The 25,822-nt window shown below is 37.4% G+C and carries 25 protein-coding genes; 15 read left to right on the top strand and 10 right to left on the bottom strand.

Annotated features, from left to right (window positions below):
• Positions 1-12: 12 nt before the first annotated feature.
• The gene (locus BMY14_RS14675) at positions 13-1,020 is read right to left on the bottom strand and encodes an ABC transporter substrate-binding protein (RefSeq protein ID WP_091833321.1); all 1,008 of its coding nucleotides are present in this window, start codon (positions 1,018-1,020) and stop codon (positions 13-15) included.
• A gap of 644 nt (positions 1,021-1,664) precedes the next feature.
• Here BMY14_RS14675 and BMY14_RS14670 point away from each other — a divergent pair.
• Positions 1,665-2,405 (top strand): polysaccharide deacetylase family protein, encoded by a 741-nt coding sequence (locus BMY14_RS14670; protein WP_245741433.1) that lies wholly within the window; start codon positions 1,665-1,667, stop codon positions 2,403-2,405.
• Between the two features lie 85 nt (positions 2,406-2,490).
• On the opposite strand, the gene BMY14_RS14665 is transcribed toward BMY14_RS14670, so the two are convergent.
• The 6 genes from BMY14_RS14665 to BMY14_RS14640 all read right to left on the bottom strand — a co-directional run bounded on the left by BMY14_RS14665 (position 2,491) and on the right by BMY14_RS14640 (position 7,905).
• Entirely contained in the window at positions 2,491-3,093 is a 603-nt protein-coding gene (locus tag BMY14_RS14665; protein WP_091833316.1) for a hypothetical protein, read from the bottom strand.
• A gap of 105 nt (positions 3,094-3,198) precedes the next feature.
• Entirely contained in the window at positions 3,199-3,486 is a 288-nt protein-coding gene (locus tag BMY14_RS14660) for a sll1863 family stress response protein (protein ID WP_019553861.1), read from the bottom strand.
• Positions 3,487-3,932: 446 nt separating this feature from the next.
• On the bottom strand, positions 3,933-4,673 hold the full coding sequence (locus BMY14_RS14655) for an amino acid ABC transporter ATP-binding protein (protein WP_177177619.1): 741 nt from the start codon (positions 4,671-4,673) through the stop codon (positions 3,933-3,935).
• On the bottom strand, positions 4,657-5,325 hold the full coding sequence (locus BMY14_RS14650) for an amino acid ABC transporter permease (RefSeq protein WP_091833311.1): 669 nt from the start codon (positions 5,323-5,325) through the stop codon (positions 4,657-4,659). The genes BMY14_RS14655 and BMY14_RS14650 overlap by 17 nt, the downstream gene beginning before the upstream one ends.
• 70 nt (positions 5,326-5,395) lie before the next feature.
• Positions 5,396-6,196 (bottom strand): transporter substrate-binding domain-containing protein, encoded by an 801-nt coding sequence (locus BMY14_RS14645; protein WP_091833309.1) that lies wholly within the window; start codon positions 6,194-6,196, stop codon positions 5,396-5,398.
• Positions 6,197-6,393: 197 nt separating this feature from the next.
• Positions 6,394-7,905: a CoA-acylating methylmalonate-semialdehyde dehydrogenase gene (locus tag BMY14_RS14640; RefSeq protein WP_091833306.1), complete on the bottom strand. Its 1,512-nt coding sequence runs from the start codon at positions 7,903-7,905 to the stop codon at positions 6,394-6,396.
• A gap of 337 nt (positions 7,906-8,242) precedes the next feature.
• Between BMY14_RS14640 and BMY14_RS14635 the strand changes: the two genes are divergently transcribed.
• The 8 genes from BMY14_RS14635 to BMY14_RS14600 all read left to right on the top strand — a co-directional run bounded on the left by BMY14_RS14635 (position 8,243) and on the right by BMY14_RS14600 (position 16,163).
• Positions 8,243-9,235 (top strand): aldo/keto reductase, encoded by a 993-nt coding sequence (locus tag BMY14_RS14635; protein WP_091833303.1) that lies wholly within the window; start codon positions 8,243-8,245, stop codon positions 9,233-9,235.
• Between the two features lie 206 nt (positions 9,236-9,441).
• A complete protein-coding gene (locus tag BMY14_RS14630; protein WP_425438922.1) occupies positions 9,442-10,086 on the top strand; it encodes a YidC/Oxa1 family membrane protein insertase in 645 nt (214 codons plus the stop codon).
• A gap of 211 nt (positions 10,087-10,297) precedes the next feature.
• Positions 10,298-10,942, top strand: a complete 645-nt coding sequence (locus BMY14_RS14625) for a hypothetical protein (protein ID WP_091833301.1) — start codon at positions 10,298-10,300, stop codon at positions 10,940-10,942.
• Positions 10,943-11,097: 155 nt separating this feature from the next.
• The gene (locus BMY14_RS14620; RefSeq protein WP_091833299.1) at positions 11,098-12,051 is read left to right on the top strand and encodes a DUF6612 family protein; all 954 of its coding nucleotides are present in this window, start codon (positions 11,098-11,100) and stop codon (positions 12,049-12,051) included.
• Between the two features lie 223 nt (positions 12,052-12,274).
• Positions 12,275-13,114: a pirin family protein gene (locus tag BMY14_RS14615; RefSeq protein ID WP_091833296.1), complete on the top strand. Its 840-nt coding sequence runs from the start codon at positions 12,275-12,277 to the stop codon at positions 13,112-13,114.
• Positions 13,115-13,157: 43 nt separating this feature from the next.
• Positions 13,158-13,589 (top strand): C-GCAxxG-C-C family protein, encoded by a 432-nt coding sequence (locus BMY14_RS14610; RefSeq protein WP_091833293.1) that lies wholly within the window; start codon positions 13,158-13,160, stop codon positions 13,587-13,589.
• A 128-nt stretch (positions 13,590-13,717) separates the two neighbouring features.
• Complete coding sequence (locus BMY14_RS14605; protein WP_091833290.1) at positions 13,718-14,710, top strand: NAD(P)-dependent oxidoreductase; 993 nt, start codon at positions 13,718-13,720, stop codon at positions 14,708-14,710.
• 259 nt (positions 14,711-14,969) lie between these two features.
• Entirely contained in the window at positions 14,970-16,163 is a 1,194-nt protein-coding gene (locus tag BMY14_RS14600; RefSeq protein ID WP_245741432.1) for an MFS transporter, read from the top strand.
• Positions 16,164-16,305: 142 nt separating this feature from the next.
• On the opposite strand, the gene BMY14_RS14595 is transcribed toward BMY14_RS14600, so the two are convergent.
• Both BMY14_RS14595 and BMY14_RS14590 read right to left on the bottom strand, forming a co-directional pair.
• Positions 16,306-17,061 (bottom strand): C1 family peptidase, encoded by a 756-nt coding sequence (locus tag BMY14_RS14595; RefSeq protein ID WP_245741436.1) that lies wholly within the window; start codon positions 17,059-17,061, stop codon positions 16,306-16,308.
• Between the two features lie 183 nt (positions 17,062-17,244).
• Entirely contained in the window at positions 17,245-18,114 is an 870-nt protein-coding gene (locus BMY14_RS14590; protein WP_091833281.1) for a LysR family transcriptional regulator, read from the bottom strand.
• Positions 18,115-18,269: 155 nt separating this feature from the next.
• Between BMY14_RS14590 and BMY14_RS14585 the strand changes: the two genes are divergently transcribed.
• The 3 genes from BMY14_RS14585 to BMY14_RS14575 all read left to right on the top strand — a co-directional run bounded on the left by BMY14_RS14585 (position 18,270) and on the right by BMY14_RS14575 (position 22,696).
• The gene (locus BMY14_RS14585; protein WP_091833278.1) at positions 18,270-20,003 is read left to right on the top strand and encodes an ABC transporter ATP-binding protein; all 1,734 of its coding nucleotides are present in this window, start codon (positions 18,270-18,272) and stop codon (positions 20,001-20,003) included.
• Positions 20,000-21,745 (top strand): ABC transporter ATP-binding protein, encoded by a 1,746-nt coding sequence (locus tag BMY14_RS14580; protein WP_091833276.1) that lies wholly within the window; start codon positions 20,000-20,002, stop codon positions 21,743-21,745. Before BMY14_RS14585 ends, BMY14_RS14580 begins: the two co-directional genes overlap by 4 nt.
• 144 nt (positions 21,746-21,889) lie before the next feature.
• Entirely contained in the window at positions 21,890-22,696 is an 807-nt protein-coding gene (locus tag BMY14_RS14575; protein ID WP_091833273.1) for a purine-nucleoside phosphorylase, read from the top strand.
• A 134-nt stretch (positions 22,697-22,830) separates the two neighbouring features.
• On the opposite strand, the gene BMY14_RS14570 is transcribed toward BMY14_RS14575, so the two are convergent.
• Positions 22,831-23,082, bottom strand: a complete 252-nt coding sequence (locus BMY14_RS14570) for a hypothetical protein (protein WP_091833270.1) — start codon at positions 23,080-23,082, stop codon at positions 22,831-22,833.
• Between the two features lie 289 nt (positions 23,083-23,371).
• On the opposite strand from BMY14_RS14570, the gene BMY14_RS14565 reads away from it, so the two are divergent.
• The 3 genes from BMY14_RS14565 to BMY14_RS14555 all read left to right on the top strand — a co-directional run bounded on the left by BMY14_RS14565 (position 23,372) and on the right by BMY14_RS14555 (position 25,793).
• On the top strand, positions 23,372-24,133 hold the full coding sequence (locus BMY14_RS14565) for a 4-hydroxy-tetrahydrodipicolinate reductase (RefSeq protein ID WP_091833267.1): 762 nt from the start codon (positions 23,372-23,374) through the stop codon (positions 24,131-24,133).
• A 158-nt stretch (positions 24,134-24,291) separates the two neighbouring features.
• Complete coding sequence (locus BMY14_RS14560) at positions 24,292-25,272, top strand: RDD family protein (protein WP_091833264.1); 981 nt, start codon at positions 24,292-24,294, stop codon at positions 25,270-25,272.
• A gap of 53 nt (positions 25,273-25,325) precedes the next feature.
• Complete coding sequence (locus BMY14_RS14555; RefSeq protein ID WP_091833261.1) at positions 25,326-25,793, top strand: YbaK/EbsC family protein; 468 nt, start codon at positions 25,326-25,328, stop codon at positions 25,791-25,793.
• Positions 25,794-25,822: the final 29 nt, after the last annotated feature.

The raw sequence follows: 25,822 nt of genomic DNA, 5'->3' as shown, positions 1-25,822 counted from the left end.
TATTGCGGAAAGTTATTTTACAAGGTCAGCACCATTTAATAATTCCTGTGGAATTGTGATGCCAAGTGCTTGGGCGTTGCTTTCATTAATGGTGATTTGCATTTCTTTGGCTGACTGGATCGCCATGGTGGCTGGTTTTGATTTGCCGGATAAAATGTCTGCCGCCATTTCACCTGTCTGGAAGCCTAATTTATAATAATCAACACCGTACGTTGCTAAACCACCAGCTTTGACCATGTTGGGTTCGCCGCAAATTACCGGTATTTTTGCCGGATTTGTAATGGATACGAGTGTTGGCATGGCCGATGCGATTACGTTGTCAGTTGGTTCGTAGATTGCATCTACTTTACCAACCAGACTTTGTGCTGCCTGCTGGATGTCATTGACTGTTGAGACAGTTGATTCGATGACAATAAGGCCTTTTGATTCAGCATAAGCTTTCATAATATTGACTTGCGTTTGAGAATTTACTTCACTGGAAGAATAGACAGTACCAATCGTTTTTGCATTTGGTACGAGTTTTAGTAAAAGATCAATTTGTTCTTTAATTGGGTTCATATCCGTAGTTCCCGTCACGTTACCTTTTGGTTCAGCATTACTGGCAACCAGTTTTGCCTGTTCATAATCTGTAACCGCTGTTGCTGTGATGGGAATATCTTTTGTAAGATTTGCGACTGTTTGTGCCGCTGGTGTGGCGATTGCACAGATTAAGTCAACTTTGTCGTTTACAAAACGTTGGGCGATGTTTTGCAGATTGGATTGATCAGCTTGGGCATTTTGGCGGTCAAAGGAAATGTTTTCGCCTTCCTTATATCCTTTTGATGCAAGCCCGTCGACGAAACCTTTGTTGGCTGCATCGAGAGCGTTATGTTCGACGAGTTGGACAATACCTACTTTTGCTGATTTTTTACCAGCGGCTCCATTTGTTGCATCCGAATTGCCGCAACCAGATAAAACAACGGCTGCAGTCATTGCTGCTAAACCGATACAGAGTAATTTTTGTTTTGTCTTTTTAATCATTCTTACCATCCTTCCATGCTACAAGGTGCTGTTTTATAAGTCGCTACAAATTACATTTATTCGACAAATAAAAACACCCTCCTGCAATTTTACTGCATTTTATGTAAGTTTGTAAACAGGTTGTTGTATTTTTTGTAAAGTTTTGTGTGAAAATAGATAGGGATTTTATTATATGGTTTGAAACTTTTCAATAAATGCAAGTTATACACAGAAAACAGAGGATAAACACAGTGCTTCTGTGTATAACTTCATAGATATTTGATATTTCGCCAAGTTATCCACAACAAAAAAGCTTCTGAAAGATATCAGAAGCTTTTTTAGAAAAAATTGCAAAAACATACTGTCAATAAGGTTGAAATTCATTTGAAATATCTTTGACTTTTCTTGGAATATATGCAAACATGAAACCTTTCTTTGCTGGATTCAGCAAAAATTCAGCGATTTGTAGTATACTATATATAATTTCACGTTTGAATGATGCTAGCTATTTTGGTTAATCATTTCGTGAAGTTTAGTTTTTCAAAAGGGGCTGTGTTATTCTGTTTTTACCTACAAAAAAAGTTTTATGGAAGATTATTTTATTGCTCTTTATTTTAGTTTTCGGTGCATTTTACATTTCGTTAAACTATTTTCAAGGCATTCCAGTGTTAAATTATCATCAAATCAATGATCAGGATCATAATTCATTAACACTCAGTAGCAGCGAATTTGAAGCACAAATGAAATATTTGGCGAAAGAGGGGTATACGTCTATTACCCCGGATGAACTCGCCGATTATTTGCAATATAATAAAGAGGTTCCGGCAAAATCGATCTTAATTACATTTGATGATGGTTATAAGGACAATTATATCAATGCATATCCAATTTTGCAGAAATATCATTTAAGTGCAACCATATTTCTGATTTCTGATTTTGTTAATACATACGATCGGTATTTGACATGGGATGAAATTCATGAGATGGAGCAAGGCGGCATTAACTTTGAGGGGCATACGATGAGCCATTTGGTTTTGACACAGGCAGTGTCTGATGCTGAACTGCAAGATCAACTGGAAAAATCAAAACAAGCGTTAGAGTGGCGGCTGGGAAAGAAAATTCAGTATTTGGCCTATCCGTGTGGTTTTTATAATCAGCATGTGATTGATTTTACGAAAGCGGCTGGCTATCGGGCAGCTTTTACGATTAATCTTGGGCGCGATACAACTAGTTCAACCTTATATTCCTTGAACAGAATTCCGGTTTTTGGTGGAGGAACGCATACCTTTATGCATTTTTGGCTTCGGCTTAAATTTACACAAATCTTTGATTCGCTGCAAAATCTAAAAGCATTTTTACTGAAAACGGGTAAACCTTCACTGGCGCAATTAATTTATATCCCGTAATTTATAAAAGTTTACAATAAAAAAGTTTGAGCTGAAGCGATTGCTTCGACTCAAACTTTTTTGTTGTTTTAGAGTTTTTGTTTATTTATTTTGTAGTGTTATCTTTATTGCTATCTTTATTTTTAGCGGCAGCTTTTTGAGCAGCTTTTAATTCTTTTTGCATAGCTTTTGAGTTATCTTTTAAATCATCTTTATGTTTTGCTGCATAATCGATGACTTGTTGTGCAAAAATATATTCAGGCTGATCTTTTGGCAATACCTTAAGATCATAAAGTTGATCAGAATTTTCTGATGATAAAATATTAAAAACTGTGTCTATATCATTATGGCTGCGAATCCAAACGGTTTTTTTATCTAAGTCGATTTCTCTGACTTCGATAATGCCATGGAAATTAGCATATCCGGACAATTTTTGGCCGCGAGCTTCACGCTGAGTGATGATCGCCTGTGGTTTTGGTGGTTCATAGGTCATGATAGTGGAAAAAAGCAGACGGCTTTTATCAATATCTCCATGTTCGTCAAGTGCGTATGACATTTTTTTATTGCCAAAATAATAATTGGTTTGGTCGGAAGAGAAAGCCCACTGGTAATCATTTATTTCTGGGGTCTTCGCTTGAGCAAAACCTGCTGGAAGCATCAAAAATAACGCGAATAAGGCACCTAATAAAGTAATCATATGTTTTTTCATAAAAAATCTCCTCGATAATATATTTTATATTTTATTGGTTTTTGGTTATAAAGAACTTTACATCATCTATACCACCATCCTTTTCGTGGCAGATATAATCTTAGCTTACTTAAACCGAGTTTTCGCTTTTTCGATAGCCTTTTCAAGGCTCAGCCAAGCTTTTTCAGTTCCGGTTTTTATATCTGTCCAAGCATTTCCGGTTGATTGTTTGAGCTGACCGTAATTTACGATTAATTCATCGCGTTTTTCTTCCAAGTTTTCTATTTGTGATAAATATTCTGTTTTCATGTCATCCTGAACTTCCGCAACCTTGAATTTGATTTCCGCTATTTTCAAATCGTAGTCAGCAAGCTTTTCTTCAAGTTTTTTTAAATACTCATTTCGTTTTTCCATAGTTTGCACCGCCTGTCTTTTGAATCGATTCAGTTTTTTCTGAAACAATAGTGTGTAAAATTATTCCATTGATTAAAATGTGAAAAACAGCAAAAATTAATTAATTCTGAATATTTTGAATACTTTTTTGCATTTAACAATAGGCGAGTTGTAATTATACTTTTTTTCCTATTGCCATATATCTGAGCGTTGTCGGGGTTCTTTGCTTTTTAGACAACAAAAAACCGCGTTGGTGAATACGGATATGTGATAATGAGTACGAAGTCTCTTACACGTAATCGTTGTATGCCCAAAGCGGTTCACGAATATATGATTTAGATACTATAGTGTAGATCACTCTGTCTACAATCTAGTATATAATATTTTTTCTATTTTGTCAAATTTTATACTTGCATTAACTGTAAAACTTGTGATATAATAAAAATTTGTAAATTTTTACTAAGACCTTATCCTTCCAGACCAGCTGGATGTAAGACGCTGGATAAAAAGGTTTGGCAGCGTTTACTTTGTGGATGGCTAAACAGCTCTTTGGGTGTGTTTTCTTCGACAATATATCCACCATCCATGAAAATGACTCGATCAGCGACTTCACGAGCAAAACCCATTTCATGAGTTACAACGACCATGGTCATGCCAGCCTGGGCCAAATCTTTCATAACTTTCAATACTTCGCCGACCATTTCCGGGTCAAGTGCACTTGTTGGCTCATCAAACAGCATGATTCTAGGACCCATTTCCAAAGCTCTGGCAATGGCGACACGCTGTTTTTGGCCACCAGATAAGGTAGATGGATATACATCTTTAAAATCAGTTAACCCGACTTGCTCAAGGAGCGCCAGAGCTTTTGTTTCAGCCTCTTTCTTACTCATTTTATTCAATAAAATTGGCGCCATGGTTATATTATCCAGCACAGTATAATTTGGAAATAAATTAAAAAGCTGAAAAACCATGCCGATTTCTTTTCGCAGGTTATTGATGTTTTTCATGGCGGTAATTTCTTCCCCGAGGATTTGAATCGTTCCGGCTTGTATTTCTTCCAGACGATTTAAACAACGTAATAACGTGCTTTTCCCCGATCCCGATGGTCCGATAATACAAATTACTTCGCCTTCTTTTACATTAAAAGAAATATCTTTTAAAACTTCATTTTTGCCAAAGAACTTTTTTATGTTATTTGCCTCTAGAATCATAACTCATATTCCTTTCGATTCTTCTTGTAATCAATGACAAGATTGTAATTACAATTAAATACATAATTGCCAGATAAGAATACACTTCAAATGGTTTAAAATTTCTTGCCACAATGATTTCACCATTCATAACCAGTTCACGAACACTGATTGCTGAGAGAATCGAGGTATCTTTAATTGTTGTAATAAATTGGTTTAAAATAGCAGGAATCATGATTTTGATCGCTTGTGGCAAAACGACACGCATCATAGCCTGGATATAGCTTAATCCCAAGCTGCGAGCGGCTTCTACCTGCCCAATATCAACTGCCTGGATACCGCCACGGAAAATTTCAGCCATATAAGCACTGGCATTAATTGTTAAAGAGATAACCGCTGCTGTTAATGCGGAAAATTGTAAATTCAGTCCGCCGCCGATACCAAAAAAAATGAAAAAACCCAACACCATAAGTGGAATACCGCGGACAACATAGATATAAAATGTGGCGATTTTCTCTAGCCATTTGATATTACTAATACTGAATATACCAAGTATTACACCGATAATACAGGCGAAAATCAAAGAAACAACAGCCATGAATAGAGTCATTTCTAAACCGGATAATAGAGTTGGTAGACACTCGATAAATAAACTAAAATATGCAGCCATGTGAGTACTCCTATCTATATATGCCCCCAAAAGGGGGCACACTGTTCACTAAGTCAAAGAGACTGTTTCATTATAAATATTGTTTTACGATTTTATCATAGGTTCCATCGGCTTTAATTTTTGCTAAGCCTTCATTAAATTTTTTCAACAATTCAGCATTGTCGCCTTTTTTTACAGCAAAACCATATTGTGGAGGCGTGTTGATCGCATCAACTGCAACGCGCAGTTTGTCTTGTTCACCAATTTTAATCTGATAGCTGATAACAGGATAATCTTCAATGAGAAAGTCAGCAGCACCATTTGCTACGGCCATCATCATACTTGGAGAATCATCATAATACGTAACGTTTAATTTATATTTATCTTTATTGTCTTCAGCAAAGGTTGAGCCGGTCGTTCCTTTTTTTACGGCAACTGTTTTTCCTTGGATGTCTTCAATGGTTTTGATCGTTGTGTTTGTTTTACTTACAACAATAGCTGAACCGGAACTGATATATCCATCTGAGAAATCTACACTTTTAGCACGTTCTTCGGTGATATTCATGCCGGCAATAGCACCATCTAGTTGTCCAGAAACGATACCAGGGATAATGCCACTAAAATCCATTGGTTTTAATTGATATTTAAAGCCTTCTACCTTGGCGATAGCATCTAAGAGCTCAACATCAATACCTTTATATTTCCCATCAATTTCCATGGAAAAAGGAGCATATTTCGCATCACAAGCGATAATGAATTCTTTGTCAGCGGCATTGGAAGCTGAACTGGAACTGCTTTTTTCAGCTGCTGGACTTGATCCACAGCCGCTAACCAATAGAGCTAAAATCATTATACAAGTTGATACGAGAGCTAAAATACGCGTGTTTTTCATAAAAAATCCTCCTCTGAATTTAAAAAATGTAACAAAAAAAGTCCACAGATAATAATATCTGTGAACTTCATTGTTCATTGGTACGAGACCTCAATGGATGTATTGTAGCATTATCATTTTTTTTTGTCAACATAAATCCTAATCAAATACAAACTGGTATTGCACTATGCAATACCAGTTTGTTGTAACAATGTTTTTTAAATTGTACCATCCCAGGTACTGACTGTTTTTGACTTTTTTTCAGCTTCATCAAACCAATGCGTAGTGACAACTTTTCCTTCGGTATAGAATCTGTAGCCATCTTTACCGAGGCAGTGCAGATCACCAAAAAAGGATTGCTTGTGTCCGTTAAAAGCGAAAACACCTACAGGAACAGGAATACCAACATTTACGCCAACCATACCGCCATCTGTATGGCGCACGAATTCTCTGGCATAGTGACCATTTTGAGTAAAAATAACTGATCCATTGGCAAATGGATTTGCATTCATCACAGATAAACCTTCTTCAAAAGTTTTTACTCGTTTTATACAAAGAACAGGACCGAAGACTTCTCTATCGCCGATGGTCATGCCGGGTTTTACCTGATCGAAAATCGTAGGTCCCACATAAAAACCATGCTCATAACCTTTTACTGTTATATTGCGACCATCGAGAACTAGTTTTGCACCTTCGTCAATTCCCTGCTGAATCCAGTCTAAGACGGATTTTTTATGTGCTTCATTAATGACCGGTCCCAACTGTGTCTTTTTATTGTAGGCAGCACCGACGATTAAAGCTTTTGCTTGTTTTATAATAGCTTGTGCTAATTCATCGGCAATACTGTCTTGGGCTACAATTACTGGTAAGGCCATGCAGCGTTCTCCAGCACAGCCGAAGGCAGCATTGACGATGCCAGCGGCTGTCCGGTCGATGGGGGCATCCGCTAATACAAGAGCGTGGTTTTTGGCTTCACATAACGCTTGGACTCTTTTCCCGGAAGCGGCAGCTGTGGAATAGATATGTTTCCCAACTTCAGTAGAACCAACAAAGGTAATTCCTTTTACGTCAGGATGTGTCAGTAGAATTTCGGCTTCGTGACGTGAACAGGTAACAATATTAATAACACCATCGGGAAGACCAGCCTCTTTATACAATTCAACGATACGGAAACAGGTTTGAGGTGTAAATGTTGCGGCTTTCAAGACAATTGTATTACCACAGGCAATGCAAATTGGTGTCATCCAGCCCATTGGAATCATTGCTGGAAAGTTAAATGGAATAATTCCGGCAAAGACACCTAAGGGTTCACGATACGATACAGTATCATATCCTTTAGAAGCATCAAGTAAACTTTCACCCATCATCAAGGACGGTGCAGCAAGAGCCTGTTCCGTTCCTTCTTTTGCTTTAAGAACATCACCTTCGGCTTCGCCCCAGGCTTTACCGTTTTCTAAAGCGACTAAATGAGTTAACTCATTCATATTTTCTATTAAGAGTTCCCGAAATTTATGTAAGATCTGAACTCTTTTAATGACTGGTGTCGATGACCAGCCGGGAAAGGCAGCTTTAGCTGCGGCAATGGCTTCTGTTACTTCATCTGGAGTACAACGCGGTACTTTGGCGATGATTTCTCCAGTGCTTGGATCAAAGGCATCCGAATAGACTTCGGTTTTGGAAGTTTTGAACTCTCCATTTACGTAATACTGCAATTTTTTAACTTCTTGCATAGTAAAACACCCTTCTTCCTAAAAAGTAATAATATTCTGTTAATATGATAACATTTTGAGTATAGTAAAACAAGTATTTTTATTAAGTTTATTATTTTATTGATAATATTATGGATATATTATGATAATATAATGGATTTAAACTCAATGGGAAGCATGAACTGTTTCGTTGATCGTATCAATCATGCTTTTTATAGGATGAAATTTGAGATATTTTGTACGATATTTTTTTTATTTAAAGGTCTTGGAATAGTTTTCACGAAATTAAAAAACAATATTCTAAAGCTGGATGTAATTTATATAGAGAGATTTTATTAAAAAATTTGGAGGGATTTCAATGACCTATAAGGCAAATAAAGAACGGTATGAACATATGAGATATAGTCGCAGTGGGAAAAGTGGTCTGAAATTGCCACAGGTTTCGTTGGGACTTTGGCATAATTTTGGTACAAGTGCAGATTATGACAATATGAAAAAAATGTGTTTTACTGCTTTTGATCAAGGTATCACACATTTTGATTTAGCAAATAATTATGGGCCGCAGCCGGGCAGTGCTGAAAGCAATTTTGGTCGAATCATGCAGCAAGAAATGGGAGCATATCGCGATGAGCTCATTATCAGTACAAAAGCTGGTTATACCATGTGGGATGGTCCTTATGGTGATTGGGGCAGTCGTAAATATTTACTCGCTAGTTTAGATCAGAGTTTAAAGAGACTTCAGCTTGATTATGTTGATATTTTTTATCATCATCGCATGGATCCTGATACGCCGCTTGAAGAAAGTATGATGGCATTGGATACAGCTGTAAAAAGTGGGAAAGCATTATATGCGGGAATATCCAACTATGATGGGGAACATACGAGACAGGCTATGAAAATCTTAAAGGAACTAAAATGTCCATTTGTTATCAACCAAAGCCGCTACTCTATTTTTGACCGCCATATTGAATCAAATGGTTTAAAAGAAGCAGCTGTAGAAAATGGCTGCGGTATTATTGCTTTTAGTCCATTAGCACAAGGACTGTTAAGTGATAAATATCTGCATGGTATTCCAGCGGATAGCCGAATTAAAACAAGTGGTCAATTTTTGCATGCGGATCAATTGACCGCGGAAAAACTGGCGCAGATTGCTGCCCTTAATGAAATTGCTGGGGAGCGTGGTCAAACATTGGCACAAATGGCACTTAGCTGGGTATTAAAAGATGGTGCTGTGACTAGTGTTCTTATTGGAGCATCAAAACCAGAGCAAATTATCGAAAATTGTAAAATTGTCGATTACACAACATTCTCACCAGCAGAAATCAAAGCAATTGATGAAATTAGCAAATAGAATTTCGAGATTTTATTTGCTGATTTCAGGAAGAAAACATTGACAAGAATACTGGTAAATAGTATTCTTTAGCTACGATAATTTGAATATGCTTTAATGTAAGAAGAAAAGACTTCTGAATAGTTTTGATTCAGAAGCCTTTTTTATATAGAAGCTTATTCTGTTACCTGTTATTTTAGTTAAAAATATAAAGGACGTGAAGTTGGTTGTTCGATTATTTTATTGGATTTATGCAATCCCTGGTGACTTTTTTTTATGATATTACAGCGGATTTTGGTTTTCCAAGTTATGGATTAGCGATTATATTGTTTACAGTCGTTATCAAAGCTTTATTATTTCCCTTAACAGCGAAGCAAATGAAATCAATGCAGGCGATGAAATTGCTGGGACCGCAAATGAAAGTTTTGCAAGAAAAATATAAAAATGATAAACAAGAGCAGCAAAAAGCGATTGCCGAATTGTATAAAACAACAGGGATCAATCCATTAGCAGGCTGTCTGCCGATGATTGTTCAAATGCCGATTCTCAGTGGCATGTTTTATGCACTGCAAAGCTTCAAATATTTAAGCCATCCCGGTTTTTTGTGGATTCGTAATCTATCAGCAGTAGATCATTTTTATATTCTGCCGGTACTTGCGGTTCTGACTACATATTTTTCATCAAGACAAAGCAGTTTAGGTGCAGCCAATTCAAACCCGGGCGGTAAAGCTATGCTTCTTGTAATGCCTCTGTTTATTGGCTTTATGACGCTGCGTTTCCCCGCTGGGTTGGGACTCTATTGGATTGTCAGCAATGTGATGCAGCTTATCCAAATGCGACTACTGCAAACCAAAGAAGCGCCAGTTGTGTAAACACAATTCCTTATTTTCCGCCTTTTGTTAAGGCGGATTTTTTTGTCTGTCCAGTTAAAATAAACGAATCGTATTCTTGTTCAATAAAATAGACTTAAGAAAAAAACGATAAATGACGATATTATAAATAAGTTTTGTCATCAAGTGAAGCAAGTTACTTACTCCACCGATGGGGATAAATTTTTATAAGATAATAATGGAGGGATTTTATATGAGGATTGCTGGATATTCAACAGACTATGCAAAGGTTGTTTCAGGCTATGCTGCTGCTTTGGCACAGCAAAATACAACAAAGAGTAATACCACGACAGCAACGGAAGAGGATACCGGTACGAGTAAAATCAAGACTTCTACACAATTGCTTAAAGAGTTGACGGATTATGTTAAGTCAGTCGATGGCAAAACGGCTGCTAGTGCGGATGATAAAAAAACAGCGACTGGCGTACTCAAAGATATGACAGATTATATCAATTCAGTGGATTCAAGTACTTCGAATGTTGGTAAAGTGGGAACTGCCCTCATTAGTGAATTGAATACGTATATCAATTCCAAAGATTCATCGAAATCTGCTGGTACGACTGCCGTGAAATCTGGTACACAGATTATTAGTGATTTGACGGCCTATGTGAAAGCAACGGATGCAACGAACTCACAAACCGCCAGCTCAACTACGGTGACCTCAACGACATCGGATATGTTGAAACAATATTTTTTAAATCAGAAGCTCCAGTCTGGGGGAACTTTTTTTGATGCTGCGTCAAATGATACCTCCTCGTCCGATGAAACGGACCTTTTAACGCAAAAAATTCAATCGGCGATGGCATCCTATAATAGTAATTCAAAATACATTGATTGATTGGTTAAGATAATTTTGCATTTTATTGTAAATAAAATGAGGAATACTGACAGGCATCTAAAAAATAGATATCTGTCAGTATTTTTTACTTGCATGTTATAGAACTGCCGGCGTACGTATAGTCCAAATTTATAAAATAGGAGATTGATGAAGAAATGAGTTACTTTAAAAAATTTAAATTTTGTTTTATTTTCGTAGTGGGAATGTTGTTTGTGACGATGAGTAGTTCCTTGGTTTTGGCGGCCGATAAGGTTCCAATGGAAAAACAGTATTTAGAAACTGTATATAAAAATATGCTTGATGTCAAAAATGTACATTATGATATTTTGTTAACGGCACAAACACCTATGGGCGATGTAAATGTTACAATGGCTGGTGATGGACAAATGAAACCGATGTTGTATAAAAACGATGCAGTTTTTTTGTTCCGTGATGTAAAAGGAAAGGAAACTACAACGACATTGCAGCAGTATATTGAACAAAATAAGGATACAGTGGTCATTTATTCATTGAGTAACAACAAATGGATGAAACAAACCATGCCAGTTGGATTTTCTGCGGACAAAGAACTTACTGCCGATGAAAACAGCAAAATGGAGCTGCTTATGATGCAGATGGTGAAAGCTGTGAAACTTACGAGAGAAACACCATCTTATAAATATATGGAAGTCACGTTGGACAGCATGAAAATCAGTGATTCCATAGATGAAATGGTTAGGGAAAACAAGAATCAGGATAAAAATGTATTGAGTATGGCGGCATTCGCTCGGATTGGCTTATTAGCTGCGGGTGACATTAAATATAATGTTAAAATTGATAAAACAACGCAAATGATACAAGAAGTTGCTATGAATTTAGCAAATCCCATTCGAAAAGCAGGAAATTTATTTCTCGATATGAGCCAGCCCAAAAATGCAGCAGAGATGGAAGATTTTTTAACAAAATCGACGCTTACGATGCAGGTAAAGTATTCGCAATATAACAAAGTCGATCCGATCGAAATTCCTCAGATGGTGCGTGATACAGCTAAAGAAGTAAAAACAACGGCTATCTCACCCAAATTGCCTAAACTACAAAAGACCGATATCGCTGTAAGCGGCAAAGAATAACGTTCTCTCCATTCCTGACGATTTCCATATAAAATATTTAAAGCATATTGAAGCTGGCTGGATGAAATCAATTTATCCAGTCGGCTTTTTTATAATAGAGCTAAAATTACAATAAACATATTGTAAAAGTGCATTATCAATAGTATTCTGGAATTGTAAAGCATTTTTTCCTTTTGTGTAAATTTCAGTCTGGGCAACATAAGAAATAAGAGGAGGTCTGAGCATGGTACAGATATGTGTGATTAAAAAAATCATTATAGGAGAACATACTGTTGATGGCGCGGGAGTGAACTTAGTTCGTGTTTTTGGCTATAAAGAAACAAAAGAATTAGATCCTTTTTTGATGTTAGATGCTTTTGACTCGACAGACCCGACCGATTATATTAAAGGTTTTCCCTGGCATCCTCACCGCGGGATAGAAACGATAACGTATCTTATTGAAGGGGATATTGAACATGGCGATAATCTGGGGAATAAGGGAAGTATTCTGGATGGAGATTGCCAGTGGATGACAGCGGGTTCCGGTATTATCCATCAGGAAATGCCAAAAGCCAGTCCAAGGATGCTCGGCGTGCAGTTATGGTTAAATTTATCGGCAAAAGATAAAATGACCACCCCACACTATCATGAAATAAGGAAGGTTGATATTCCCGTGTGCAATGAGGGAAATCGGAAAATACACATTATTGGTGGCACCTATCACGATATTAAGGGAGCTTTTGAAGGTGGTTATGTGAAACCGCTATATTTAGATGTCGAAATGAAGAAGAATGCTGAGTGGTCGATTGATATCGATCAAGAGTCTACGATGTTTATTTATGTTTTACAGGGAACAGGGGCTGTATTGCCAGAAAATAGTGCCATTTCAAAAAAGCAGGCCATATTATTTCATAAAGGAAATCAGCTTATGGTAAAAGCAGATGATAATGGAATGCGATTTTTGTTGCTGGCCGGACGTCCCTTGAAAGAACCGATTGCATGGGGCGGACCTATTGTTATGAATACGAAAGCTGAATTAAAATTGGCATTCAAGGAACTGGAAGATTCTACATTTATTAAGTAAAGACGGTGTCATACCGATAAATATTAAAAAAGGGGTTTTTATTTTGAGTCAAAATATGCAAAACGCAGCGAAGATTTTTAATAGTGGTGGCAATTGCTGCCAATCCGTACTAACGGTTTTTGCAGAAAAATATGGACTTGATTCTAAGGTGGCTTTAAAAATTGCTTGTGGGTTTGGCGGTGGCGTTCGTTCAGGTGAAATTTGCGGTGTTGTTTCCGGCGCAGCTATGGTCATTGGACTGAAATATGGAAATGAAAGTTTAGCAGATACAACTGCAAAAGCATTATGCGGTGAAAAAACCAAAGAATTCATAAGGGTTTTTCAAGAAAAGCATAAGTCTATTGTTTGTCGTGATTTATTGGGTTTTGATCCATCAACTGAGGAAGGGGCGGCAAGGGCTAAAACAGATACTGTCAGACCTTGTGACGATCTCGTAGCAAGCGGCATTCAATTATTAGAAGAATTAGGTTATTGATCTATATGTAATAAGCAGCAGGCACAAAACGCCTGCTGCTTATTTTTCATGTTATAATAAATATAGTAAATTATGGATGGATACGTTTTAAAAAGAGTTTCTATAGGATAAAAAGGGGCGAATTTATTATGAAAATAATGGTATATGACGTACTTGACTATGAAAAAACCGTATTGAAAAAACTAGAACAAGAATTGGAAATAGAATTTTGCTGCTCAACTGAAAATTTTCTGCCCGAAAATATAGCACTTGCAGCTGGATGTGATGCAGTATCAATTATGGGTTACAGTCGGGTCGATGCTCAAATGCTGAAAACGCTCAAAGAAATGGGGATTGTTCATTTATCAACCAGAACGGTCGGGTTTGACAACATTGATATTAAGGCTGCAGAAAAAACGGGGATACATGTGAGCAATGCCAGATATATGCCGGCAAACGTAGCTGATTTCACAGTAATGCTGATGCTGATGTTGCTTAGAAAAGTCAAAATTTCTGTTTGCCGTTCGCTGGTGAATGATTTTTCGTTGGATGGATTAAAAGGCCGCGAAATGCGGAGCTTGACAATTGGCATCATTGGTACGGGAAAAATTGGTTTTACTGTTATTCAAAATATTAGTGGATTTGGTTGTAAAATCATTGCTTTCGACAAATATAAAAATAAAGCAGTAGAAGAATATGCAACATATGTGGAATTGGATGAATTGTATGCCCAAAGTGATATTATTTCCCTGCATATGCCTTTGACAGATGATAATTATCATATGATCAATAAGGATACAATTGCAAAAATGAAAGATGGTGTGCTTTTAGTCAACACAGCACGTGGTGGTTTAATGGATTCAGAAGCTTTAATACATGCTTTGGAGAAAGAGAAAGTCAGTGGCGCCGGTCTTGATACGATTGAAGAAGAAGACGGTGTGATGCATGTTGACATTGGGGCACAGATTTTGGATAAACGGTCGCTTTTATATTTAAAGCAGTTTCCCAATGTTGTTTTTACCCAGCATTATGCATTTTTTACAGAAGAGGCAACAGAATCAATGGTGCGCTGCGGAATCTTATCACTGAAATATGGGCTTGAAGGCGCTGAAAACCCATATGAGGTTACACGATCGAATTGATTTAAACATAAATTTCATTTAAATTTAAACTATATGCCATTGACAGAATTTTGTCAGTGGCATATAGTTTAATAATCAAAAAAATTAGATTATGTAGAATGCATTAAAGAAATTGCATCTAACCTATTAGTAGGCTGCCAGGAATAGGGTATAGTGTATACCTAATTCCTAGCGATTGCCATATCAAATATTTAATGCAAATTATATAGATTTGGTTTTGAAATTTTATTTCGTGTTAGGGTGTTGTGCGTTGTTTAGTATGTTTAAAAATGTTCCCAAAATTGTTTGGTTGATTGCTCTCGGGCATTTAGCGGCAGATTTATCACCGGGAGCTTTGTATGTGGCGTTACCTTTTTTAAAAGCAAAATTTGCCTTATCCTATGCCGAAGTTACGGCGATTGTATTGACGCAAAACATTGCCTCATCGGTGAGCCAGCCTTTATTTGGTTATTTGAGTGACCAAAAACATCGTCCGTGGCTGATGCCGCTCGGGTGTATCGTTACGGGTGTTTTTATGGCGGCATCGTTATTGGTTCCGAGTTTCTATATGGTTATGATTTGTACGGCCGTCAGTGGTTTGGGAAATTCTGCTTTCCATCCAGAAGCCGCCAAAACAGTCAATTTTATGGGAGGAAAAGAAAAAGGTAAAGCTGTCAGTTTGTTTTCATTAGGTGGGTATGTTGGCGTAGCCTTGGGATCTATGCTGCTGGCGATGCTTTTGGTAGATGGTGAAACGCCGCTGATCTTGTTATATACAATTCCAAGTTTGCTTATTGGTGCTGCTTTATTGCATGAAAGGAAGAATATACCGCATCAGGCAGTTAAAACAAGTGGGAGCTTGGGGACACTTAAAGAATGCATTAATTGGCCGCTTTTAGCTTTACTTGGTATGATTTTGACTAGAGCCACGGTTACATCCGGTATTAGTACGTTTGTGCCGCTGTATTATGTTTCACACTTGGGAGGCAGTTCTATTTATGCAAGTTCGCTGCTTACGGTATATTTAGCAGCCGGGGCTGTAGGAACGATGTTCGGCGGAATTTTGAGCGATAAATATGGCAGCAAACAGGTAATGCTGTATTCTATTTTACCGATTGCGTTTTTGATGTATGCATTTTTGACAGCTGCAGGCATGTGGGTCTTTGTTATTTTGATTTTTGCCAGTATTTTATTATCAGCAACAGCAACGAGCAGTTTACTTTTGACGCAAAAAATGATGCCAAAAAATGTAGCGATGGCATCGGGTTTTACACTTGGTTTTAGTGTTGGTCTTGGTACTATGGGCGTATTAGCTTTAGGCTGGGTAGCAGATCATTTTGGTATTCTTTTTGTATTTGATATTCTGGTGGTACTTCCAATCTTGGGATTTGTTCTTACTTTATTTATAAAAGAACCGGGACGTTTAACAAAGGAAAAATATGTGCCAAAACCGCTTTCGCATAATAGGAATTGATGCTCATATATTATTGTAGCTTAAAGATGGATATTGTTAAAAATATTTTAGCAGGTGCTAATACTGCTTATGAATTTTATAGTGTATAGTAAAAAAGAGTATCAAATCTTATAAGTGATTTGATACTCTTTTTATTCTAATATTAATCTTTGCTTGTCCAGCAATCGGAAACTAAATTTTGCGCCCAAAAGGCATATGGTAAATATCCATAACCCTGTTCTCCATATGAGGTGCCCCAACTATTGCGAAATATTACATAGCCTGTTTGCCCATTGGCAGATTTGGTATCATCATAGCCTATACAACAAATTGCATGTCCACCTAATATTTGTTCTGTTTTTAGATTCGGAACAGGAACAATGCCTGTAGAAATAGCATTCGCACTTTCAAAAGAATCATAGACGGTGATGCCTATGACTACAGGCATCCCTTCGGCAAGTGCAGCTTTAAGCAGATCAAGCGAACTGATGCGATGATATTCACTGATTTTATATGCCGCTGCATCCGTATTATCTTTGCTTGTGGGAGTATTTGCAAAGGTAGTGATATCATAGGGCCAATCTACTTCAGGACAAACACCTATCTTATGCAAAGCTTTCATTCCATCACGAAGTTGGGCACCGCTATCATCTTCGATGTCACCTTCAATTTTTCGTTCCTGCCAATATAGGAAAAGACGAGACAACGCAATCCAGTTGTTATCTTTTTTTAGCTGATATTCACGTAATCCACTGGCGATGGCATTTGCTGTACATGAGCCGAGATTACCTTGATCAACGATAGGACTGCAGCCCGTACGTAAATCAACATGTGTTGGGAGAGCCGTTTTAAATTTTGTTGAGTAGAAAATATGATCTCTTAAATCTGGTTTGTCTTTTTTTAATCCATATTTGTGCATAGTCAAAATATATTCCTCCTCATACTTATAATAGTAACGATTGTACTTGTCCTCAATATTAAAAGCAATGCAGCCAAATTAATATTTTATTTATTTTAGCAAAGATTTATTGGATTTTTATTTAATATTAAAAAATATTTTATTATATTTAGAAATTTTTACTGCTTAGAGGCGAATAACAGACTAGGACATAGCAAAGTTTTCAATGAATTTTTCGCCCAAAGAGGAAAGATAGCGATCTTTAACCCAGATTGCGGCAATTTTTGTTTGCATTTTTGTATTTTTAATTTCTTTATAGGATAAATTTTGATTTGCAGTAAGATAAAAGGCCGATTTTGGTACAATTGCGATACCAAAACCGGCATTTGCCCAAAGTAAGGTAGTTCTGGCATCATCATTTTTGCAAGTAATGTTTGGTTCAAAATTATTTTCTGCGCACATTTCATGGATCAGTGGTTCAAAACGACGATAGATAATCAGGGGACGGTTGTTGAGTTCGGAAAAATCGATGGAGAGTTGTTTCGGCTTCCAGTCATATTCCTTTGTCATAGCAGCAATCATGGGTTCAGAGCTCAAATATTTACAATGAAAAGCTGCACCTTTAAATGGTGTGCGGACAATACCGACTTCAATGATTCCTTTTGTTAGTAAATCAATCAGGCAGAAGGTATTGCCCTCATGAATTTCAAATTTGACACCGGCATAGTCTTTGTGGAAATTGGCTAGACCTTTTGTTAAAAGAATACCACCCGATGAGGATACAGTGCCTAGTTTCAGTGTACCATTAAAACCTCGTTTAAAATCATCAATTTCTTTAATAGTGGAATTTGATAATTCTAGAATTTGGCGTGCCCGATCAAGCAGTAGCTTGCCAGCATCGGTAAGTTCTACCTGATGCGGCCCCCGATTTAAAAGTTTTACACCAAGTTCATTTTCGAGAAGCTTTAATTGTTGACTGAGCGGTGGTTGTGCCATTTGCAGCTTTTGGGCAGCGGCTGTAATTTGTCCTTCATTGACAATGGTAAGAAAGTATTTTAGTTGTCGTATATCCATGCGGAGAGCTCCTTTCATGCATACTTTTTTCATATGATATATAGATTAAACAGATATTTTTAATATGGGAAACAAGATGATATAATCATAGCTGGAAATTGCAATCCATGCAATAGGTTTAGTGTAGTGATTACTATAGATAAAGGATGATAAATTTGTTTAAATTAGCGGTTTTCTTAGCATCGTATAAAAAAGAATGTATAATTGGTCCGGTTTTTAAATTATTTGAAGCTATTTTAGAATTGCTTTTACCGACCATGATGGTTTTTATAATCAATAATGGTGTTGCCAATCATGATGCAAGCTATGTCTTAAAAATGGGCGGTATCATGCTGTCTATGTCAATTTTAGGTTTTGCCTGTTCGATGGTTTGTCAATATTATGCAGCCAGGGCGTCGCAAGGTGTCGGAACGAGTCTTAGAAATGCGTTATATCAGCATATCGCGTCTTTTTCTCATGCGGAAATTGACAAATTTGGTACAGCGTCGTTGATTAATCGGATCACCAATGACGTAAATCAACTGCAGCTAGCGGTGGCCATGATGATTCGACTGGTCGTGCGAGCGCCGTTTATCTGTATTGGGGCTATTTTGATGGCAATGTTTCTTGATTTTAAATTAGCCATGATTTTGGTTGCGGCGGTACCAGTTTTTGCCTTCATTTTGTATTTCATTATGACAAAAAGTTCCGTTTTATATCGTTTGTATCAGAAAAATCTTGATCGGTTGGCCATTGTACTTCGGGAGAATTTGTCAGGGGTGCGGGTCATTCGTGCTTTTGCTAAAACTCGTCAGGAAAAAGAGCGGTTTTGTAAATCGAATAATGATTTGATGGTGACAGCCATTCATATCGGCAGGATATCAGCACTGTTAAATCCAATGACTTCTTTTATTATGAATGCAGCAATTGTCATTATTCTTTGGATTGGTGGTATGCATATCAATGAAGGTACCTTGTCAAAGGGAGAAATTATCGCCTTTACCAATTATATAACGCAAATTTTACTGGCACTGATCGTTGTATCCAACCTGGTGGTTATTTTTACGAAAGCGGCTGCCTCGGCGAATCGTGTTCAGGATATTTTTGCTACGAATTCTTCTATCGTTAGTAATGGACAAGATCCTCTGTCAATTCAGGTATCGCAGCCAATCATTGAATTCAAAGATGTGTCTTTTAAATATAATACAACAGGGGATATGGCACTTGATCATGTTTCCGTTCAGATTGAAAGTGGTCAGACCATAGGGATTATTGGCAGTACGGGATCGGGAAAATCCACGTTTATCAATTTGATTCCCCGTTTTTATGATGTGAATCAAGGTGAAATTTTTCTGGGAGGCATCAATGTAAAAGAATATTCATTATGTGCATTGCGAAATAAAATAGGTATTGTGCCGCAACAAGCGGTTTTGTTTACAGGCAGCATTGCAGATAATATTCGCTGGGGAAAACAGCATGCCAGCCTTGACGAAATCATCGAAGCGGCTAAAATTGCCCAAGCTCATGAGTTTGTTGAGAAGCTTCCGGATGTCTATCAAACGGCGGTGACTCGGGGCGGCTTGAATTTTTCCGGCGGACAAAAACAGCGATTGACGATTGCGCGGGCTTTAGTTGCTAAACCGCAAATATTAATTTTGGATGATTCATCCAGTGCATTGGATTTTGCTACGGATGCTGCCTTGCGCGCTGCCTTGCGTGAAAATGGTCAAGACATGACGGTTTTTTTAGTGTCGCAGCGTGCCAGCAGTATCAAACACGCAGATAAAATTCTTGTTTTTGAAGATGGTTCTTTGGTGGGGGTTGGTTCACATGTTGACTTGATGGAAACGTGTCCAACGTATCAGGAAATCTGTTTATCGCAACTTTCCAGTAAGGAGGCAGTCCAATGAATACGAATAGTATGAGACGAGTTTTCATCTATATTGCAAAATATAAAAAATATATGATTCTATCAATTCTTTCGGCAATCGTGAGTGTTATAGCCAGTTTACTAGGGCCGATGTTTATCGGACAGGCTGTAGATTATATGATAGGGACCAATCAGGTGGATTTTGATTCGGTTCGCTGGATTTTAATGATTTTAGTTTTGGTCTACAGCATCAATAGTTTGTTTGGCTGGAGCTTAACCTATTTTACGAATAAGGTATCTTACCAAACAGTCAATGCAATGCGGCACGAACTGTTTGAAAAAATCAACAAGCTTTCGCTGCAATTCTATGATCGGAATTCCCATGGTGATATTGTTAGTCGTTTTGTAAATGATATTGATATTATTTCCGATGGTATGGTACAAGGCATCGCCAATATGTTAACTGGTATTATAACGATTTTTGGCGCAATTAGTTTTATGCTCTATATCAGCGGCTCAATGACACTCGTTGTTCTTTTGTCGGCACCCGTTGCTTATTTTGTGGCACGTTTTATTACAAAACGGTCGCAAAAATTATTTAAGGCACAAGCAAAATGTCTCGGGGCATTAAATGGATATGCCGAAGAAGTGATTTCAGAACAGAAACTAGTCAAAGCCTTTACGTATGAAGAGCGGTCTTTTATCGAGTTTCAAAAAATGAACGATGATTTATATCAAATGGGTGTGAAATCGCAATTTTATGGATCACTCACGAATCCGACGACGCGTCTTGTCAACAATATTACCTACGGCGTAATCAGTGTAATTGGCAGCATTCTTGCGATTTCAGGGCAAATTACCGTAGGCGATATAGCTAGTTTCCTTATTTATTCCAATTTATTTGCTAAACCTTTTAATGATATAACAGGTATTTTTACACAAATTCAAAGTGCATTGGCCTCAGCACAGCGTATTTTTCATATTTTGGATAGACAAGAAGAAGTTCAAGATCAAGTGTCGGCAATTCAATTGGAGCATAGTCAAGGAAATATAGAATTTAAAAATGTATATTTTTCCTATACAGAAGGCAATCCATTGATTCGTGATTTTAACCTGACGGTAAGTCCGGGAACACATATCGCCATTGTTGGACATACGGGTGCTGGTAAGACAACCCTGGTTAACTTGCTGATGCGGTTTTATGAAATTGATCAAGGATCCATTATAGTTGATGATGTTGATATTAAAAATGTTACCCGAGATAGTTTACGCCGTAATTTTGGGATGGTTCTTCAAGATACCTGGCTCTTTGCGGGGACAATTCGTGACAATATTGCTTATGGTGTAGAGAATACTAGTGAGGCCGATGTGATTGCGGCGGCCAAAGCTTCTGATGCACACAGCTTTATTCGCAGGCTGCCAAAAGGATATGATACTTTAATCACCGACGAAGGAGCCAACCTCTCACAAGGGCAAAAACAATTGTTGACGATTGCTCGGGTTATGTTGGTAAATCCGGCGATGCTTATTTTAGATGAAGCAACAAGCAGTATTGATACGAGAACGGAATTACGGATACAAAAAGCTTTTTCAAAAATGCTCGAAGGTCGGACAAGCTTTGTCATTGCGCATCGTTTGTCGACAATCAAGGAAGCCGATGTGATTTTAGTGATGGATCAGGGCAGTATTGTTGAAAAAGGAAACCATGAAGAACTATTAAGTGAAAATGGAACGTATGCCAAACTTTACAACAGCCAGTTTGCCCATGAACTTGAAGCTTGAAAAATAAACAACATCGCCAAGATAGAATAAAACAAGGGAAAATGCAGGGAAAGCAAGAATATTTATAGAATGCTTCCAATTTAGAAATTGGAAATCAGTGCATCCATTTAATTTGTTACATATATTATATGAGGAGGAATTATAGTGAATTATGAGGAGATCGTTGTTTATCTAAAGAGCAAAGTGAAAATTACGCCGGAAATTGGTATTATCTTAGGTTCAGGACTTGGTATGCTGGCGCAGGAAATCACAGAACAAACGGTGGTTTCATACAGTGAAATACCACATTTTCCCCAATCAACCGTGGTTGGGCATAAGGGCCAATTTATTTTTGGCTATTTAGCAGGGAAAGCCGTTGTTTGTATGGATGGAAGATTCCATTACTATGAAGGTTATGATTTACAACAGGTTACACTGCCCGTTCGTGTGATGAAAAAAATTGGTATTTCGAAGCTTATCGTTACGAATGCAGCCGGAGGCATCAATGCAGACTTTATGCCAGGTGATTTGATGTTGATTCGAGATCATATTAATCTTTTGGGCGTTAATCCTTTGCGCGGAAAAAATGAAGAAACGTTTGGGGAAAGATTTCCGGATATGTCAGAAGCTTACGCGAACGAACTACGTACGCTGGCTCTTACTGCTGCCGATGAACTTAAAATCAACTTACAGCAAGGGATTTACGTTGCGATGAGTGGACCTAGCTATGAAACACCGGCTGAAATCAAGTATGCGAAAATGATCGGTGCGGATGCTGTTGGGATGTCAACGGTGCCGGAAGTAATCGTAGCCGTTCACTGCGGCTTGAAAGTCCTCGGTATTTCCTGCGTGACCAATATGGCAGCAGGCATTTCCAGGCAAAAACTCAATCATAAAGAAGTCATGGAAACAGCAGAGATCGCCAAAGAAAAATTTATGAGTTTGGTCAAGAAAGTCGTTTCAAACATGTAATTGAAAATTTTAGACATAAAAAAGAGCAGAAAGCATGCAGTGGAATTGATAAACTGCATATTTTCTGCTCATATATTTTAGATAGAATAAGCTAGTGCTCACATTTATGCTTTCAACATGAGGCAGCTTACTTTTTATAAATTCATTTTTTCATAAGGGTTGATGGCATTGCTGGCGGCTGCGGCTGCAGCAACTGACTTGTCACTTAATGTTAATACCGCTGCCGGACCTATGTTTGCAGCACTGCTGGTAGTGTTTGCATTACTGACTGGTTTGCCGCATTGCCCACAATTGGTACAAGTTCCCTTACCTAGAACACACTGTCCATTCACTTGGGTTTTTACAGAGGCACTGGGAAGGGTGCTGCTAATTGAAGAAATACCCATGAGAAAACCTCCTTTAACATTTAAATCAAACTACTTTTCATTATACACTAAAAATACGAAAAAGTTCTCACTATCCAATATTTTTCTTTATTTTAGAAAACCATTTCTTATACGGCAGTTGAATTTATGATCTACATTTATTTTGCAGTAATTTTAGATTTCAGGTACAATGATGTTATGCTATTCTCGTCATATATTTTGTGATTTAAAAGAAAGATTATCACAATTTTTAGGCTCTATTTCTAAAAAATATTATACTTATGGATCATTAATGATAGGAGGGACTGTTATGGGAAAAATCAAGATGGGACTTTTTGGATTTGGGAAAACTGGTAAAATAGTGGCAAATCAAATTATGGGTGAAACAGATTGTATTTTGGAATGGGTTATACGTCAACATAAAGAAGAGCCGAAATATGCCAGCCAACTTTTGGGTTATGAATTTAAACAAGGGAAGATTTTTGGAAAAAATGATATTACCGAAGACTTTTTTTGTAAAAATCCAGTCGATGTTATTATTGATTTTTCATCTGGCAAGGCAGTTTATGAATATTATGCTGCAGCACAAATAGGAATTCCGATTGTATCCGCTATATCAAAATATGAACCGGAAGATTTGGCTGCACTAAAATCTTATGCGACAAAAACAGCAGTATTATATTCACCGAATATTACCGTAGGCATTAATATATTGATGGTAGCAGCACAAATCTTACAAAATATTGCTCCGCATGCGGACATTGAAATTGTCGAAGAGCATTTTAAAGAAAAGAAAGAAGTTTCTGGAACCGCAAAAAAAATGGCAGAAGTACTTTCTTTAAAGCAAAACAATATACATTCTATTAGAGTGGGAAAAACGATTGGAAAACATGATATTATTTTTGGCTTTCCCAACCAGACACTTCGACTTATGCATGAAAGTGTTGATCGAGCTGCTTTTGGACAAGGTGCTATTTTTGCAGCAAAATTTCTTATAAAACAATCTCCCGGTTTATATTCAATGGAGCAGATTGTATCGGAGATGTTTAAAAAGCATATCCCTGTATACTGAAGAAGGGTGGATCATTCTTCAATATACAGGAATGAAAAAAACAGAAATAGCATAGAATATTTTAAAAGCTGATCAAACTACATTTGCAGCAGTGACACTTGTTATTGGTAAAATTTAGTCAACTTAATAGAAAGAAGCAGCAAGAGGGGAATTTGTAAATGAAAACGAAAGAAACGATTCAAAAGGATCAAACGATTAGTGCGTTTTGGCGCCGGAGTCTGGCATTTGTTATTGATCTTATTATATTGGGGCTAATTGGGATAGCTATTGGAACAGCGCTTGAGCATCAATTGGCTATTCTGGGAGAAAGCGGCCCATTGATTGGATTTGTGATAACGGTACTTTATTTTGGGGTTCTCGACAGCTATGTTGGGAAAGGACAAAGTATTGGAAATAAACTGTTTAGGATTTGTGTTGTAAATAAGGATGGAGAATTTATCACGCTGACACGATCTTTTGCTCGTGCAGCAATATTAGGGGTTCCAATCTGCTTGAATGTATTATATCTACCAATATTACCAGCTTTTGTCCAGCTTATTATAGGATTACTCTTTTTTTCTATATCAGTAGCCGTAATATATTTTTATTTATTTAACCGTAATACGCGCCAAGGTTTTCATGATATTGTAACGAAGGTTTTCGTAGTGCAGGCGAATAGAGTTAAAGAACCAATTCGTACCATTATGGGACGGGCCCATTTTGTGATATGTTCTCTTTTGGTAATGGTTGTCTTGTGTTGGGGCGGATACGTTATTTATTTACAGCATCAACCGGCTAACGTTGAAACGATGACGATGCTGACGAATTTACAAGCAGATTTGGCCAAGATCGAAGGGGTAGATACGACTGGTGTTTATGTTGGAAATCAGGTGCAATCAAACGATGGAAATACAATTCAAAATATGAATGTCACGGTTTACACACATGATCCAAAACTTGATCTTAAGGTGATGGAAGATAATATCATAAATATTGTTTTAGAAAAATATCCACTAGCGAGCCACACAAAAGAAATACAAGTCAGAATAGTTTATGGCTATAATATTGGTATCGCAAAAAAATATCAGACACATGTAACAGCTTTTTCACCGGCAAATTTAGAACGACGGGGTCATGCAATTGAAAATACAGTCTTCTAATTTATACGAATCAATCATAAAATAAAGGCTTATACTTATACGGAGGGATGAACATGTCACTTGAAAGAGTAAAACAATATTTTCGTGAAAAAGGAATGGACGGCAAGATACAAGAATTTTCGTCATCGAGTGCTACTGTTGATTTGGCGGCACAGGCTTTACATTGTGAAGGCTGTCGCATTGCCAAAACACTTTCTTTTCATATTGATAATCGGGTTGTATTGATTGTTGCTGCTGGTGATACCAAGATAGATAACCATAAATATAAAGAATACTTCGGTAAAAAAGCGAAAATGCTTTCTTTCGACGAAGCCGAGCCTTTGATCGGTCATGCAGTTGGCGGCGTTTGTCCCTTCGCTGTGAATGAAGGTGTTGAAATTTATTTAGATGAGTCTCTAAAACGCTTTGATACCGTATTTCCCGCCTGCGGAAGTTCAAATAGTGCTATTGAACTGACCATTCATGAGCTGGAAGAATATTCTCGCGGCTTGGGGTGGGTTGATGTTTGTAAAATCCATTAAATTTCATGAATATAGTTATTTTTTATTAT

This window comes from Propionispira arboris (genome assembly GCF_900109225.1).
Lineage (GTDB): Bacteria > Bacillota > Negativicutes > Selenomonadales > Selenomonadaceae > Propionispira > Propionispira arboris.
This window is presented reverse-complemented; position numbering and strand designations above follow the sequence as displayed.

Excerpts from the sequence above, each read along its gene's own strand:
- BMY14_RS14640 (WP_091833306.1), bottom strand. The coding sequence starts at position 7,905 with ATGCAAGAAGTTAAAAAATTGCAGTATTACGTAAATGGAGAGTTCAAA.
- BMY14_RS14645 (WP_091833309.1), bottom strand. The coding sequence starts at position 6,196 with ATGAAAAACACGCGTATTTTAGCTCTCGTATCAACTTGTATAATGATT.
- BMY14_RS14560 (WP_091833264.1), top strand. The coding sequence starts at position 24,292 with ATGAAAACGAAAGAAACGATTCAAAAGGATCAAACGATTAGTGCGTTT.
- BMY14_RS14665 (WP_091833316.1), bottom strand. The coding sequence starts at position 3,093 with ATGAAAAAACATATGATTACTTTATTAGGTGCCTTATTCGCGTTATTT.
- BMY14_RS14675 (WP_091833321.1), bottom strand. The coding sequence starts at position 1,020 with ATGATTAAAAAGACAAAACAAAAATTACTCTGTATCGGTTTAGCAGCA.
- BMY14_RS14625 (WP_091833301.1), top strand. The coding sequence starts at position 10,298 with ATGAGGATTGCTGGATATTCAACAGACTATGCAAAGGTTGTTTCAGGC.
- BMY14_RS14570 (WP_091833270.1), bottom strand. The coding sequence starts at position 23,082 with ATGGGTATTTCTTCAATTAGCAGCACCCTTCCCAGTGCCTCTGTAAAA.
- BMY14_RS14595 (WP_245741436.1), bottom strand. The coding sequence starts at position 17,061 with ATGCACAAATATGGATTAAAAAAAGACAAACCAGATTTAAGAGATCAT.
- BMY14_RS14590 (WP_091833281.1), bottom strand. The coding sequence starts at position 18,114 with ATGGATATACGACAACTAAAATACTTTCTTACCATTGTCAATGAAGGA.
- BMY14_RS14605 (WP_091833290.1), top strand. The coding sequence starts at position 13,718 with ATGAAAATAATGGTATATGACGTACTTGACTATGAAAAAACCGTATTG.
- BMY14_RS14565 (WP_091833267.1), top strand. The coding sequence starts at position 23,372 with ATGGGAAAAATCAAGATGGGACTTTTTGGATTTGGGAAAACTGGTAAA.
- BMY14_RS14635 (WP_091833303.1), top strand. The coding sequence starts at position 8,243 with ATGACCTATAAGGCAAATAAAGAACGGTATGAACATATGAGATATAGT.
- BMY14_RS14620 (WP_091833299.1), top strand. The coding sequence starts at position 11,098 with ATGAGTTACTTTAAAAAATTTAAATTTTGTTTTATTTTCGTAGTGGGA.
- BMY14_RS14555 (WP_091833261.1), top strand. The coding sequence starts at position 25,326 with ATGTCACTTGAAAGAGTAAAACAATATTTTCGTGAAAAAGGAATGGAC.
- BMY14_RS14615 (WP_091833296.1), top strand. The coding sequence starts at position 12,275 with ATGGTACAGATATGTGTGATTAAAAAAATCATTATAGGAGAACATACT.
- BMY14_RS14580 (WP_091833276.1), top strand. The coding sequence starts at position 20,000 with ATGAATACGAATAGTATGAGACGAGTTTTCATCTATATTGCAAAATAT.
- BMY14_RS14650 (WP_091833311.1), bottom strand. The coding sequence starts at position 5,325 with ATGGCTGCATATTTTAGTTTATTTATCGAGTGTCTACCAACTCTATTA.
- BMY14_RS14660 (WP_019553861.1), bottom strand. The coding sequence starts at position 3,486 with ATGGAAAAACGAAATGAGTATTTAAAAAAACTTGAAGAAAAGCTTGCT.
- BMY14_RS14600 (WP_245741432.1), top strand. The coding sequence starts at position 14,970 with ATGTTTAAAAATGTTCCCAAAATTGTTTGGTTGATTGCTCTCGGGCAT.